This is a genomic window from Tolypothrix campylonemoides VB511288_2 (assembly GCF_045999855.1).
Classification (GTDB): Bacteria; Cyanobacteriota; Cyanobacteriia; order Cyanobacteriales; family Nostocaceae; genus Scytonema; species Scytonema bouteillei_A.
The window spans coordinates 457,224-471,424 of record NZ_JBFPMW010000002.1 but is presented as its reverse complement, the minus strand read 5'-3'; the positions used below and the strand labels follow the sequence as shown (position 1 = coordinate 471,424).

General features: G+C 41.2%; 14 protein-coding genes. 6 read left to right on the top strand and 8 right to left on the bottom strand.

What is annotated here, in order from left to right:
- Window positions 1-56: 56 nt before the first annotated feature.
- Entirely contained in the window at window positions 57-1,772 is a 1,716-nt protein-coding gene (locus AB0756_RS06430) for a fumarate reductase/succinate dehydrogenase flavoprotein subunit (RefSeq protein ID WP_072040798.1), read from the bottom strand.
- Window positions 1,773-2,022: 250 nt separating this feature from the next.
- On the opposite strand from AB0756_RS06430, the gene AB0756_RS06425 reads away from it, so the two are divergent.
- Window positions 2,023-2,307 (top strand): hypothetical protein, encoded by a 285-nt coding sequence (locus AB0756_RS06425; protein ID WP_202048593.1) that lies wholly within the window; start codon window positions 2,023-2,025, stop codon window positions 2,305-2,307.
- A gap of 56 nt (window positions 2,308-2,363) precedes the next feature.
- Here AB0756_RS06425 and tnpA read toward each other — a convergent pair whose 3' ends face one another.
- On the bottom strand, window positions 2,364-2,774 hold the full coding sequence (gene tnpA, locus AB0756_RS06420) for an IS200/IS605 family transposase (RefSeq protein ID WP_038088359.1): 411 nt from the start codon (window positions 2,772-2,774) through the stop codon (window positions 2,364-2,366).
- A 60-nt stretch (window positions 2,775-2,834) separates the two neighbouring features.
- On the opposite strand from tnpA, the gene AB0756_RS06415 reads away from it, so the two are divergent.
- Genes AB0756_RS06415 through AB0756_RS06405 form a run of 3 tightly spaced genes read left to right on the top strand, consistent with a single transcriptional unit; the run spans window position 2,835 to window position 5,618 of the window.
- Window positions 2,835-4,070, top strand: coding sequence for an RNA-guided endonuclease InsQ/TnpB family protein (locus tag AB0756_RS06415; protein WP_038088356.1), 1,236 nt, complete (start codon window positions 2,835-2,837; stop codon window positions 4,068-4,070).
- Between the two features lie 4 nt (window positions 4,071-4,074).
- Window positions 4,075-4,332 carry a GNAT family N-acetyltransferase gene (locus AB0756_RS06410; protein ID WP_237265846.1) on the top strand — a complete coding sequence of 86 codons (258 nt, stop codon included), beginning with the start codon at window positions 4,075-4,077 and terminating at the stop codon, window positions 4,330-4,332.
- Window positions 4,333-4,355: 23 nt separating this feature from the next.
- Window positions 4,356-5,618 carry an MFS transporter gene (locus AB0756_RS06405; protein ID WP_050046348.1) on the top strand — a complete coding sequence of 421 codons (1,263 nt, stop codon included), beginning with the start codon at window positions 4,356-4,358 and terminating at the stop codon, window positions 5,616-5,618.
- On the opposite strand, the gene aroQ is transcribed toward AB0756_RS06405, so the two are convergent.
- The 5 genes from aroQ to AB0756_RS06380 form a co-directional block, all read right to left on the bottom strand.
- A complete protein-coding gene (aroQ, locus tag AB0756_RS06400; protein ID WP_050046347.1) occupies window positions 5,584-6,246 on the bottom strand; it encodes a gamma subclass chorismate mutase AroQ in 663 nt (220 codons plus the stop codon). The two genes, AB0756_RS06405 and aroQ, sit on opposite strands and share 35 nt — an antisense overlap.
- Window positions 6,247-6,889: 643 nt before the next feature.
- Window positions 6,890-8,275 (bottom strand): MFS transporter, encoded by a 1,386-nt coding sequence (locus tag AB0756_RS06395; protein WP_237266062.1) that lies wholly within the window; start codon window positions 8,273-8,275, stop codon window positions 6,890-6,892.
- A 408-nt stretch (window positions 8,276-8,683) separates the two neighbouring features.
- Window positions 8,684-8,968, bottom strand: coding sequence for a DUF7219 family protein (locus AB0756_RS06390; RefSeq protein ID WP_038088353.1), 285 nt, complete (start codon window positions 8,966-8,968; stop codon window positions 8,684-8,686).
- A gap of 133 nt (window positions 8,969-9,101) precedes the next feature.
- Complete coding sequence (pyrE, locus tag AB0756_RS06385) at window positions 9,102-9,650, bottom strand: orotate phosphoribosyltransferase (protein WP_050046345.1); 549 nt, start codon at window positions 9,648-9,650, stop codon at window positions 9,102-9,104.
- Window positions 9,651-10,604: 954 nt separating this feature from the next.
- Window positions 10,605-11,567 carry a lysophospholipid acyltransferase family protein gene (locus tag AB0756_RS06380; protein ID WP_167844632.1) on the bottom strand — a complete coding sequence of 321 codons (963 nt, stop codon included), beginning with the start codon at window positions 11,565-11,567 and terminating at the stop codon, window positions 10,605-10,607.
- 230 nt (window positions 11,568-11,797) lie between these two features.
- On the opposite strand from AB0756_RS06380, the gene AB0756_RS06375 reads away from it, so the two are divergent.
- Complete coding sequence (locus AB0756_RS06375) at window positions 11,798-12,688, top strand: alpha/beta hydrolase (RefSeq protein ID WP_038088350.1); 891 nt, start codon at window positions 11,798-11,800, stop codon at window positions 12,686-12,688.
- A 444-nt stretch (window positions 12,689-13,132) separates the two neighbouring features.
- Window positions 13,133-13,519, top strand: a complete 387-nt coding sequence (locus AB0756_RS06370) for a hypothetical protein (protein ID WP_050046344.1) — start codon at window positions 13,133-13,135, stop codon at window positions 13,517-13,519.
- Between the two features lie 163 nt (window positions 13,520-13,682).
- On the opposite strand, the gene AB0756_RS06365 is transcribed toward AB0756_RS06370, so the two are convergent.
- Window positions 13,683-14,060 carry a TetR-like C-terminal domain-containing protein gene (locus AB0756_RS06365; RefSeq protein ID WP_050046343.1) on the bottom strand — a complete coding sequence of 126 codons (378 nt, stop codon included), beginning with the start codon at window positions 14,058-14,060 and terminating at the stop codon, window positions 13,683-13,685.
- Between the last annotated feature and the right edge of the window lie 141 nt (window positions 14,061-14,201).

The window sequence follows — 14,201 nt, the reverse complement described above, 5'->3', positions numbered from 1 at the left end:
TGTTGAAGGCCATCAGCACAGTCTTAAAAGTATATCATAAAACAGGCTACAAGCTTCTAATGACTGTGAACTGTCACGTCATACACTTCTTGTACAATATCAACCTTCACAACATACGGTTCAACAGAACGCTTAAACAGCATCATTTCCCCCGCTTCATCTTTCTTTAAATTGACATGGCAAAACCACTCTTCGTTATTCTTGTCTGGAAAGTCCAAACGATAGTGATATAGACCCCAACGACTTTCCCGACGATATAACGATGCTCGTGCAGCCATTTCTGCACAATCGCGAATGAAATGCACTTCCATACAACGCATCAATTCATGAGGGTCACGCGCCCCCATCTGCGCTAGCGTCTCGTGATAGCGAATAAAATGCTTTAACCCAATTTCCATTTTGTGACCGGACTTTGGTGGTTGCAAGTAATCATTGACCAATCGCCGCAGCTTATATTCTACTTGGGTATGGGGGATTCCATTAGGTTGGTTCAAGGGTGTATAAATACGAGCCTTTTCTGCTTCTAAAAAATCGGAATCGGGTTCTTGATGGTTCAAGTTTTGAATGTACTCGATCGCATGAGTACCAGCTAATCGACCGTAAACAAATGCCCCTATCATATAGTTATGGGGAACGCTTGCCATATCTCCAGCTGCGTACAGCCCTGCGACTGTTGTTTCTGCCTTCTCATTAACCCAAACGCCAGAAGCGCTATGTCCGCTACACAGACCAATTTCTGAGATATTCATCTCCACACCGTGGGTACGGTAGTCTTCGCCTCTACCTTGATGAAAGCGTTCGCGGCTGGGTCGTTCGTTTGACCACAAAATTGACTCGATTTCAGAAATTGTATCTTCATCTAGATGGCTCATCTGTAGTTGGATTGGACCTTTACCTGAATTTAATTCTTTCCAAATTTCCAACATCATTTGTCCGCTCCAGTAATCGCAGTTAATGAAGCGGTATCCTTCAGCGTTAGTCGTATACGCACCAAACGGACCTGCAACGTAAGCACAAGCGGGACCGTTATAGTCCTTAATCAGGGGGTTGATTTGAAAGCATTCAATATTGCTGAGTTCTGCTCCTGCATGATAAGCCATTGAATAACCATCGCCTGCATTGGTGGGGTTTTCATAAGTCCCGTAGAGATAACCAGATGCAGGAAGCCCCAACCGCCCGCAAGCACCAGTGCAGAGAATTACGGCTTTTGCCTGAATAATGACAAAATCTCCACCACGCACATCAAACCCGACAGCACCAATTGCCTTTCCTTCTTTCACTAACACCCGAGTTGCCATGACGCGGTTCGTGACCTTTACCTTATGGCGTTTGACTTGTCGGGTAAGAATGGTTTTGAGGTCTTTGCCTTCTGGCATGGGTAGTACGTATTTACCTACCCGATGAACTTGCTTGACATCATAATTCCCTTGAGGATCTTTTTGGAACTTCACGCCCCAACTTTCCAGTTCTTGAATTGTTTCGTAACCCAGTTTTGCTGTTTGGTAAACGGCTTTTTGATGGAGAATACCATCGTTGGCAATAGTGATTTCACGAACATATTGTTCTGGGGTGGAGTGTCCGGGGATAACTGCGGTATTCACACCATCCATTCCCATTGCGATCGCTCCACTGCGACGAATATTCGCCTTTTCCAGAATCAAAACATCTGCATTTGAAGAAGCTTGTTTTGCTTTAATAGCAGCCATTGTCCCTGCTGTACCGCCTCCAATGACCAGCACATCTGTTTTTATCCACTGCGTGTTGACGTTCATATCTATACCCTTAACAAATCTGTAAGAAGCCACTCAAAATCTCTGAAACTCGAAATGACGAAAGCATAGCCAACAAAAAGTCTACTTTTTTAATAAGTAAATTTAACGCTATAGCATTCCTGAAAAACTACCGTAGTTTATTATCGGGAAATATTAATCTTGAAAATACGACATCTTTATCAAGATAACGCGTTTTATTTGCATTTGGTCATGATAATTTAAGTGAACACTCCTTGCTTATTTGTCAAATATGGCAATTACCGTTCGCTTGATTGCACGTGAGGAACTTCCACAACTTCTCTTCTTATACAGCCACTTGAACGCTGTCGATGCTCCTTTGCCATCCGACGAAGTGTTGCAGTCCCTGTGGGATAGCATTCTGTCCGATCCGCGTCTTTATTATATAGTTGCCGAGGTTTCCAACCAGTTAGTAGCAACTAGTAACTTAACGATTGTTCCCAACTTGACACGTGGCGCACGTCCATACGGTCTTATTGAACATCTTACGCTATCCTTCCCCAATCCGCTTCGCTGAGATTGGGGAAGGATAGCGTGGGGAAGCGAGAGGCTCGATGCCTCGATAATCACCAGTTAAGTCTTTGGCGCTTCTTGATTTTGGATGTATTTTTTAAGCACTTCTATTGGTGCGCCACCACAAGAAGACACGTAGTAGGAATTAGACCAGAAAGAAACTTTTCCCCAGTAATGCTTTTTTACTTCTTGGGGAAATTCTTTTTTTAGCATTCTTGCTGTTGCACTTTTCAGGCTACCAACAACAGCAGCAATAGAGTTTTTTGGGTGGAAGTCCAGCAATATATGTATGTGGTCTGACTCACCGTTAAACTCAATTAATTGGCAGTCCATCTTATTCGATACCTGTTCAATCATCTGTTTTAGTCTGTCGAGCATTTCTGCGTTTAAAGCTTTACGTCGATAGTGAGTCACAAAAACAAAGTGCAACCTCACGCTAAAAACACTGTGAGAACCTTTTCTTACCTGCATATTAACAGGGTATACCCAAAAATAATATTATGCTTAAATATAACAGAAAGTCGATATGTTATGGCTACTAAGCGAATCACTTTTAGGCTCTACCCCTCCAAGGTGCAAGCTAATAAAATGCACTATTGGCGACGACTTCACAAGGATTTGTATAACGCTTGTGTTGAGCATCGTAGAACTTCTTATAAGAAATTTGGTAAATCAATAGATTACTTCGCTCAACAAAATTGTTTGCCTGATTTCAAAGAAGAATGGGAAGAGTACCAAGAACTTGGTAGTCATGCGTTACAAGACACTGTTAAGCGTGTTGATTTTGCTTTCAAGCGGTTTTTTAAACTCAAATCTGGATATCCAAAATATAAGTCCAGTCGCTACTATAAAGGATGGACTTATCCTTGTAATTCGGGATGGAAAGCTTGCACCAATGGCAAAAACGGTTATCTAAAAATATCTAATTTAGGTAACATCCCTATGCGTGGTCAAGCTAGGGATTGGGGTAAAACTAAGACCTGTACAATCATCTTTAAGCAGGGTAAATGGTACGCATCAATTACCGTTGATTGCATCCCAACTCGACCACAAACTGATACAAGTGCTATTGGTTTAGATTTTGGTACATACCATGCAATTGCTGATTCTAATGGCAATGTAGTCGAGAATCCCAGATTTATTAAAACCGCACAAATCAAAATTAACAAAATAGCTAAAACCAGTCGTAGAAAAAGACCACCAACTAAAGGGGTTAAAGCTTCACGATGCTGGAGGAAAGCGAATAAAGCAGTAGCTAAAATACAATTCATCGTTGCTCGTCAAAGACAAGACTGGCAACATAAAGTGTCTACACAGATAGTTAGCTGTAATAGCCTGGTAGCCACCGAGAAATTAAACCTTAAAGGGATGACCCGCAAATCTAAAGGCAAAAGAAAACGTCAAAAGTCAGGACTGAATCGGTCTTTGCTTGACGTTGGTATTGGCAATCTCAAGGACTTAATTAAGTACAAAGTCACAGAGGCAGGTGGTTTTTACATTGAGATTCCAACTACCAAAGTTAAGCCGTCTCAGACTTGTCCTAATTGTGGTCATCAAAAGAAGAAAACATTAGCTGATAGAGTTCACCATTGCGAAAAATGCGATTACCAATGTGATAGGGATGTCGCCGCAGCGATAGTTATGCTCCAGGTTGCAAGGGGTATGGAACGTGCCTCTACAGGCGCAGATGAGTCAACCTCTACTTGGTGCGGAAGCTTCAAGCAAGTTACTCAAGCGAAGCGTCAGAAACGTGCATCTCAGGCGTAGCCGGATGCACGTAGTTCATAATGTTGTCACTCATTCCAATTACCGACAGCAGGGAATTAGTACGCAAGTGCTGCGTTATGCTTTAAATCTTGCATGGAAACAAGATTGTTATAAAGTCATGCTTCTGAGTGGCTCAAAACGTGAAGAGACATTACGCTTTTACGAGCAAGCAGGATTCCAGCGAGGAGTGAAAACTGGATTTATTGCTTTCCCTCCAGAAGAATTCAAATTTAGTGAAGTTGAGATCGGTCCGAATCACTAAACAGATACAAAAAAGGACAAGTCATGCTTAATACTTTCCGTTTCAGGAATTTTTCGCTGTACTACGTAGGTCAGGCAATTTCTCTTATTGGAACATCCATGACTCAGGTAGCAACTGCTTGGCTTGTCTATCACCTCACCAATTCTGCTTGGTTGCTGGGTCTGGTGGGTTTTGCTACCCAAATTCCTACTTTTGTTTTGATTCCTTTGGGTGGAATTGTAGCCGATCGCTGGAATCGTCACCGCATTCTCACAGTCGCCCAGATTCTGGGAATGTTTAAGTCTTTAAGCCTAACCTGGCTGGCTGTCACTGGTACAATCCACATCTGGCACATCATACTTCTCTCTTTGGCGCAAGGGATCGTCAATGCTGTTGAGATTCCGACCCGACAAGCATTTTTACCAGAAACAGTTGGGAGGGAAAATCTTGGCAATGCGATCGCCTTATACTCATCCTTGGTTAGCATTGCGACTATGGTTGGACCAGGAGTTGCAGGGTTGTTAAATGCAGCATTTGGATCTGGCATTTGTTTTGCGATTGACAGTATCAGTTATATTGCCGTCGTTGTCGCCCTCCTCGCAATGCGCCTTGCTCCCAGAAAAGCCGTTGTGTCTGTACGCAAACCTCTAGAAGAATTTAGAACAAGCTTTATCTACGCCTTCCGCTTTCTGCCTATTCGGTGGATTGCGATCGGAGCGGCTTTAGTTTGCTTTGTCTGGGGTTTTTTTCTCGCCCTAGGACCCATTTTTGCTGCTGAAGTTCTGCAAGGAGGACCGAATACATTTGGCTTTCTCATGACAGCTTCAAGTGTTGGAACGCTAATTGGTGGAGTTTACTTGAGCAGACGCCCGCATATGTTTGGGTTTGAGAAAGTGTTGGTATTTGGACCAGTTCTCATGGGGGTAAGCTTAATAGTTTTCGCCTTATCTCACGTATTATGGCTTTCACTGATTGCGCTCTTGGGAGCTGGTGTCGGATTTATTCTGCAAATCATTTCGGGTCGCACGGTACTCCAGTTACTGGTTACAGATGAGATGCGCGGTCAAATCACGGGTCTTTACGTTATGGCGTCTACTGGAGCAGTTCCTATAGGCAACTTAGTAGCTGGTTTTTTGGCAAGCTACATTGGTGCTGCTAATACTGTGATCTTTGGTGCTAGTGCCTGTATTGTAGGTTCACTCCTCTTTATGCAGCAGCTTTCTGTCTTTCGAGATCTTGTTCATCAGAATCTCAGTGCTAATGAATCTTACATTAAGGAGAAGCCTCCGGGCAAGAAGCTCCTTTAATTTCTAGCAAAGGTGCAAGAGCAGTACGTTGGACGTTTTGCTCGATACCATTTCCTTTAAGGACAATTGGAGCACGCGATTGAATAGATTCGCGTACTGAAGAACAACCAAGGGATGGAATAACTTCTGCTAGTACAGGAAAAAATTCCTCATTTAATTTATCGAGTGACGGTCTTATGTTTTTCTTCAAGTCTGGGGTATTCGTAAAAAATTTTATTCCTTGCCTTTGCCAAGCTTGAAAATCAGCTTTCTGTATTTGTTTTCCAGCTTCTATCTGTCCTTGAAAAAACGCTGTCACTGTATCGGGGTGAATGTTGTAAACTATTGCTTGCTGTCGCACTTTGGCGATTAATTCCTGTTCGCGCTGGCGGTCTTCTATAGGGAGTTTTTTATTCCATTTCCATCTGGCTACATCATGAGCGATTATCAATCGCTGTTGCATAAGCTGTAATAAATTGTTGACTTGTTTTTGTTGATGTGCGAATGTATTTGTAAAATGGAACTGTTGATGACGCGAGACAAAATAATACTTTAAAGTTGCCGTAACTAGCGCACTCATAACCAATAGCACTAGAAAAATCCTAATAGTTTGCAATAAGATAGTCTTTTGTGTGTGATTTGCTCTCATATTTATTGATAACTACAGTGTGAATTCTATTCGCTTTCTTAATTGTGAATGTCTCACCACTTGTTTTCAACGACAAGTATTGTCTCGTAAACTATTTAATCAATTTTAACGCTCGTATAACGGCCCTAAAATAGTTACAAACACCTCTTCCTTGTCCCCCTTGTCCCCCTTGTTCGACTCTCAAATAGGATTGCTATAGATTACATATTTTTACTTGGGGCTTGTATTTCACTGAGTGTTATGTGATTATACTATAACAAAACATCGGTAAATCAGTCGATTAGCTGTACTTAATTACAGACATCACATAGACAAACTATCCAAAATTTTGAAGCTCAAGCACAGGTATTCCAAGTCGATTGTGCTTGTTGTAAAGCAGCGTTCCTCAATCCTCATTGGATACAAGGGCTAAATGCGTTTCAGGTAGGTACTACCTACCTGAAATTTTCTTAAAACTTGACATAGAAACGGTATGTTGGGCTAAAAGGGTTTAGAAACACCAGTTCCCAGGACGTGGGAGCCCTCCTACAAGGGTGGACTCACCACTTGCTGTAGCTTGTAGAACCATGCAGGGCAATCACTCATGAGGGAAACCCCCAAGATCGCGTTGCTTCACCACCGCATTCGTGTACCAGTCACTATCCTACTGGTTACTGGTTGCTGTTAAACCCATTTTTATATATACCGACTGTAATATACTTCTTATTTTAGACTCTTGCCTGAAAAAATAAAAAGCACCCAAAAGACAACACATACCGCCAAAAAATAGAGCGTTAGCAACTCCAATTTGATTTGTCAATCCACCAAAAAACAAATTACCAAAAGGCAGTATTCCCAAAAAACCTGTTGTAAAGATACTTGTCACTCTACCTCGTTTATTCTCGTCAGGCAAAATTGATTGAACAAAGTTACCAATTGCAGCCAGAGTTAAAGTATTACTCATACCTACTAAAAAAATTAAAACCAGACAAATCTCTAGATTGCTATAGCGAGAAAAAAGCATCAAACCCAAGCCTAAAATTATTGTAGAACGCGTAATCACTTTCTCTAACCCTATGACTTGCTTGCGAAGAATAAGATAAAAACCTGCAATTATCGAACCAAGGGCTGAAGCTGTCATCAAAAATCCCATAGTTTCAGCGTTACCAGACAATATTGTTTGAGTAAAAATAGGCATTAGGTTAACATGGGTCATTGCCATAAAACAAATAACGATTTGTAACACAAAAGTATATCTTATAGGTAAAAATTCATAAGCAAAAATGAATCCTTCCTTTAAATTCTTCAAAAAAGGAGTTTTTTGAGATGAGGAATTATTAGGAAGTGCTCTAATTTGAGCCGTTAAAATTGCAGATATAAAGGGTATATAGGTAACAGCATCTATTAAAAAACAAGCTGCTGCTCCCGATCTAGCTAGCAGTAAACCCGCAATCATGGGACTGGCAAACTTAGCTGTATTAATTGAGAAAGAATGGATTGAAACCGCGCTGTAAGTCTCTGCTTTATTCTCCACTAGTCTGGGAATAGTTACCAACCGTGCTGGCAGATCGAAAGCTTTTATTGTTCCCTGAAGTGTACCAATGGCAATAATCCATATAACGTTAAGATGACCGTTAAGAGTCAAAATAGTGAGAGTAAAAGATAAAAGAATCGACAGTAGCTGAGTTGTTAGTAATACATAGCGCACATTCCAGCGATCCAACAAGACTCCTACTAAAGGTGTAATAACTAAACCCATAGCTTGATTGGTAAATCCAGCAACACCAACTAGCACGGCTGAATTGGTTAATTGATAAACCATCCATACCAAGGCTATTTGGGTCATCCATGAGCCAAAAAAAGATACACTTTCTCCAATGACGAAACAACAAACATTTAGAGATTTTAGAGCAGGTGGAATTTGAAAAGAACTCAATTTGTGTTTGCCTTCCTCAAAATGTTCTCTATGACTTTGTCCCATCAGTGTCTTCCTTTTGTAAACGTCTACAACCTTTTCAAGGCGGTAAAAAGCTCGATCGTACTTGGACATCACAAGTCCACTCGTTTTGAAGTTGTGTTAGGCAAACTTAAATTTAGTCAGACAAATATTTAGGATTCTTACTATTTTGTGAAACAAATACAGTCGCATATTTATTTGCGAATTGGAACTGCTCTTTCACTACAAGTTTACGACCTAGATTGAACCAGTACCATTGGTCAGAAGTAAGAGAACACGGGCAAAAATGGTTTGTTTATTTGCCATCCCGTACTCGGCTAAAAGTTGCCTCTGCAAAGCCAGACAAGACTATAAGCCATAGAGCCTGTTCTAAATATTTAGTTACGCTAATTATTAGTTTCTCATATTTTATTGTAAAGTCAAGCATAAAAAAATACCGCTTCGTTCTCCAAAAACGGTATAGTTCATACACCAATCAAACCGTTCAGCACAATCAGACAATCAAGCGTCATCTGGCAAGTCCGGCTGAATATGTAAGAATTCGTTTCCAATACCGAGTTCTTTTTTACTGCGTTTTAACTGTTTCCAAAGAGCTCTAATTTGTTCGTAAGCTTCGTTTGGTTCGAGTTTTCCACCAGTCTGCAGACTAGCGATGTAACCGACTTTATGAGAAAATTCTTGGAGATTGGCGTTAAACACCAGATGCTCTGGTCTAACTTTACCGCGATAGCTAGCGCGAGGGCAAAGAAATCCTTCCAGATCCCTCTGCTTATTGGATTTTTCCATAAATTTCCCACCTTTTTTATAAGTGTTTTTAATAGTTTTTAACCTGTTCTTAACTAAAGAAACTTTTCTAACAAACTAGTGGATGAGTGAGTGTATAGCATCCCCCAAATGACAGACTTTTAGATAGACCGATTTAAGAAAAGTCATCTCGCTTGAGTAAAGGAAGCAGCTTGATACCAACAGATCCCAGTGCGTCAACAGCACCTTCTTGCCTGTCAATAACGCAAAGTGCCGAATCAATTTGAGCACCAAGTTCCCGGAGTTGACGGGCTGAGATGACAATCTGACCTCCAGAGGTAACTACGTCTTCTACAATCAAAACTTTGCGATCGCTGAGTTGCGTTCCTTCGCTTAAACGAGCAGTTCCATATTTCTTTGTCTCTTTCCGGACAAAAGCAGCAGGTATCCCAGAGTAATGTGATAGAAGCACCGCAATGGGAATACCGCCAAGTTCCAGACCTGCAAGTACTTGAGTACCGTTTGGAATGAGCTCGACCATTTGCCTAACAATAGAATCAAGCAAGATAGGATCGCAACAAAATTGATACTTATCAAAGTACTCATTTGCTATCTTCCCAGATCGTAGAGTGAAAGACCCAGCAAGATAAGAAACTTCGTAAATTTTCTTTGCCAATTCGTGTTTATTTGTTATGATTTCATTCTCTTTATGGAAAGCTTTCATCTGTTGCTCTTGTCTTAGAGTTTTGCCAATCGTTAATATTGTGCCATACTACTATGATGTCTTTTAAAGGGTCTTAGATTTCCTCAACTCTCCTTAAAAAGTGGGGTTAAGGCACTCTGAAAGCCCATATTTTTATGGGTATTGATGGAGAAAAAGTTAAGAGATAGAAGAGTAGGTTGAAAACAAATGATTAAAGCTATCCTTTTTGATTTAGACGGAACTCTTCTCGATCGCGAGACATCTCTGAAACAAGTTGTCTCTATTCAATACAATCGATTACCGACATTGCAGCTATCAATTGTATAGAAATCGCACGTTATTGCGCCATCCTAGAAGGGTAGGCTTATACAAACAAAGCCTGCGTATAGCCAGTCCTTACGGGCGTAGCTTGGCATCGCATAGCGTGTAATTTGCGCTGTATTACTTAGTTTCTCTCAACCGAAAGCGCAATGGCATTCTATTAGCCGACTAAATTGGCTCTACTATCCCCCCAAAGACAAATACGCCTATCGTTGGGGGTGTTTTTTAGTTACTTAACCATTTAATATAAAAAAAGATAAGCTATTGTTTGTTATTTCTCGCATTGGTAAAAGTCTTTCGTTTGTCAAGCATAAAAGCCATTTTTTTTATACCCCTTTAACAAGGGGTATTTTACTGTGCTTTGTCACATTTATTCTTGTACAAAAAGTACACTTAAATGTATTCTGGTTCTACCAAAGTTTCTAGAGGATAAGCACGATTTTGCTTTATGTCAGTAATAACAAGCGAAAAGCTTACATTCAAAACTTTTGCGCCTTCTGCCATCTGACGAGCGGACTTCTGCGTTCATGTACTAGTTTATTAGCTTTTGCGCTGACGTATTCTTTCCGCACTCGAATCGTTTGTCTAACTGCGATCGGCCGCGCAGAGCAACTGTGAGAACTTCAAAGTGAGATTGTTGAATAAAACCTTTTCCTATTGCAACATTCGGTTGAGAAAATGATGGAATAACTTTAACCCTTCTGGCTCCTGATAGTTTTGTGGCAAAAGGTCAATTAATGCATACTGCAATGCTTCTAAAGCCGTGCTCACTTCCTGTCGTGTTGGTCGGTTGGATTGAGGAAAGCACAAAGGTTCGCCGAATCGTATGGTTAACTCTTTTCCCAGATAAAGGTTTTTTGTTCCAATCAGCCCAACTGGCGCTACTGGTACTCCCGCTTTCAACGCGTAAATGACAGCCCCCTGTCTTAGCGGTAAGTGCAATTTTCCCTCGTTTGTTCCCAATCGTCCTTCTGCAAACAAGAGGATACCATTGTTGCGAGCAAAAATTGTCTGAATGGTACTGTTAATTTGTCGCAGTACTTGAATTGAATTTCCTGTTGGAACATCTTGTTCGATCGCTTGAGCTAGGTCGCGCATATCTGCCCTTCCTGCTTTAGCGCTTTCTATCACTGCCATCTCTTCTTTCCACCGACGTTCTAAAGGAACAACACCACCCGCAAAATTCAAAATTTGGCGCTTCCACCATTTGTTGTAGAGTGTACGTGCGTCACCAAAGATGTAATAGTAGGGTGAAGGAGGAATTTGAGACAGCAATAGAAAAGGGTCGATATGATTGAGGTGATTGGCCGCAATCACTGCAGCACCATGGGGAAGGCGTTCCAAATTTTCCACCCTAACTTTAAAAAGTGTTTGAATGAACGCCCGCAGGAGAACGCGACGAGTAGCGCCACTTGCTCTCGATTCAAAACCTCCGTCACTCAAAACTGTCATTTGCTTCAGCGCTTCTTGAATGGCGTTACGAACTGACGGATCGCGAGACATTGCAAGTCCTTCTCTGGCTCTTTGGATTGTTTCAAACGTCAGGGATGGCAAGTCATCTATTTCTACGTTATTTTCCCGATCTCCGAATGAAGCCAGAATAGGACGTTCGCTCATATGTAGAAACTAAATACTCACAACGTATCACAGAAAAAACTATCTTGCCTGTAATGCTTAAAGTTTAACAAGCTTTAACAAAACCAAACCCTATCTGAAGTATCACTACATTATTAAAGTTTAAGTTAAAAAACTCTTAAGAAAGTAGTGTTCAACTTTACCGGCATTGCTGAAATACCTATGATTCAATAGTGCCAAAGAGTGATAAGCGTTTATCAGAGATTTGAACAATGGAACATCGCGAAGGAACCCTCAAAGGAGTGAGAGGGCTGAATCTCTATTATCAAAGTTGGCATCCAGGTACTCATCCACGTGCGAGCGTGGCGATTGTACACGGATTGGGAAGCCACAGTGGTTTGTTTGGTAATGTAGTTCAGCACCTCATTCCTGCTGGATATGCAGTTTATGGATTGGATTTACGCGGACATGGGCGATCGCAAGGTCAGCGGGGACATATCAATACTTGGTTTGAGTTTCGAGAAGATCTCAAAACTTTTCTCAAATTGATTGAGACACAAGAGCCGGGATGTCCTCGCTTTCTTTTAGGTCACAGTCTTGGCGGAGTCATAGTTTTAGACTACGTTTTGCGCTTTCCAACTGCAATCCAAGGTGTCATTGCGATGGCTCCACCATTAGGTCGGGTTGGTGTTTCACCCGTTAAATTAACTTTAGGGCGTACACTCTCACAAGTTATGCCACGCTTCACTCTCAATACGGGTTTTGCTGGTGCTGCAACTTCCAGAGATGCGAATGTACTAGCAACCTTTACTCAAGATAGATTTATGCACTCTATGGTCAGTGCGCGTCTTGCAACAGAGCTTTTTTCCACAGCTACTTGGATTCAAACTCATGCTGATGAATTACAACTACCTCTATTGATTCTTCATGGTGGAGCCGATCGGATCGCACTTCCTGAAGGGAGCCGTATTTTCTATCAAAAAATTAGCTTTCCAGATAAAGAGCTTTATGAATATCCAGAAAGCCGCCACGCTCTTCATAGAGATGTTGATTATCAAGAGATATTGACAGACTTAGAAAATTGGCTGGAAAGGCACGTAAAAGGAGGCACTTTGGTTCCATTTAGAAGGCGTTCCCTGACAAATGAGTATATGTTGGGCTAGCTAGAATACGGATCTTGCTCTATTGGCAAGCAAAAGTATAGCCATCCTATTTGATTTATGAAATACATACAGGGTGGGCAAGTTTTTTCCAAATTGGGATGCTCTCCTTTAACCCTCAATAAATTGGGGGGAAGTTAATTCTAATTCCCCCCTCTTTTCACGATGTTTCATACCTTTTCTAGAAATCTGTTTACACCGTAGCCTTAAACCCCGATAACTGCTAACTACTAACCAATAACAGCCATAACAGATACTAGTATTTATTTACACTGACTTACTTCTCTTTAACATTTAACTTACGTTGATATGTTAGAAAGTCGCTACAATAGCTATATGGGGCAAATAATTCGATAGTTAATTTTTTCTGGCTGAGCTATTTAAATAACTTCACAAAGCAGTGTTGCACGAGACAATTTATTAGGGCACAAACCAGAGGTAATGAGTATGAACCGAACACTTCTATTCAAACTTAGCATACCATTAATAGCTGCTCCTTTGCTTTCTATTTTTACGCCTCTTACCGCTATGGCATCGCTATCTAACCAACAAACACCTGGATTGGAACAGGAAATTGTTGGTAATATAGGTAACTCAATACTTGTAGCAGATAGGGATGATTACCGAGACCGTCGCCGAGACCTTCGCGATCGCCGCCGAGAAATTCGCCGAGAAATGCGTCGCTTAAGGAGAGAGGAAAGACGGCTCGACCGCAGGTACTCAGATCGCGATCGCTACCGCCGTGTAAGTGATTACGATCGCTATCGCGGTGGTAGAAATTACGATCGGCGCTATCGAGATCGAGACTATTACCGTTACTATCCTTGGAGATAAAAAGTTCTATTTGGGATTGCGATCGGTATCTAAAACAGCGGTACTTGATTCCCTCGCTGTCAGAAGATGACTGAAAATTGTAGGGTAGGCATACCCCAACGTCGAACTCTACTCTTATGGTACGGGCTTCCCTGCTCGTACCATAAATTAATGCAATGAACCATTAGGCGGATATCCCAGCTATCAAAAAATTGACTAATTCTTCAGCAAAGATATTGTCTAAAGATGACTGCTTGAGCAGCAATTGATACCAAATATAACCAGCAATCGTATCAATTACCAATTCTAAATTCAAATTTGGACGCAACTCACCTCTAACAATACCCCGTTCTAAAATAGTACCGATTGGTACCCGATAGCATTGAAGAATCTGCTCGCGAGACGCTTCAGCAAAATTGGAATGTATTTGCGCTTCACCAATCAATTCCGTAACAGCAGTTCCTGTAGTCATTGCGGTCAAGATTATAAATAATTGTTGCAAAATCTGGTATAAGTCCTCTCTTACTGAACCTGTATCAGGTAGCGGAATATTCTGTGCCACGTTTAAATATATTAAAAATTTTTATGTATTTTATTGCACTAGAGCGAACGACCAAAGATAGGGAATTGGGGAACTCAATGACCGCTCTGGGGATTAAGGGTCAATGGAAATAAGGAAACCTGCTTGATGACTCGGTTGTTA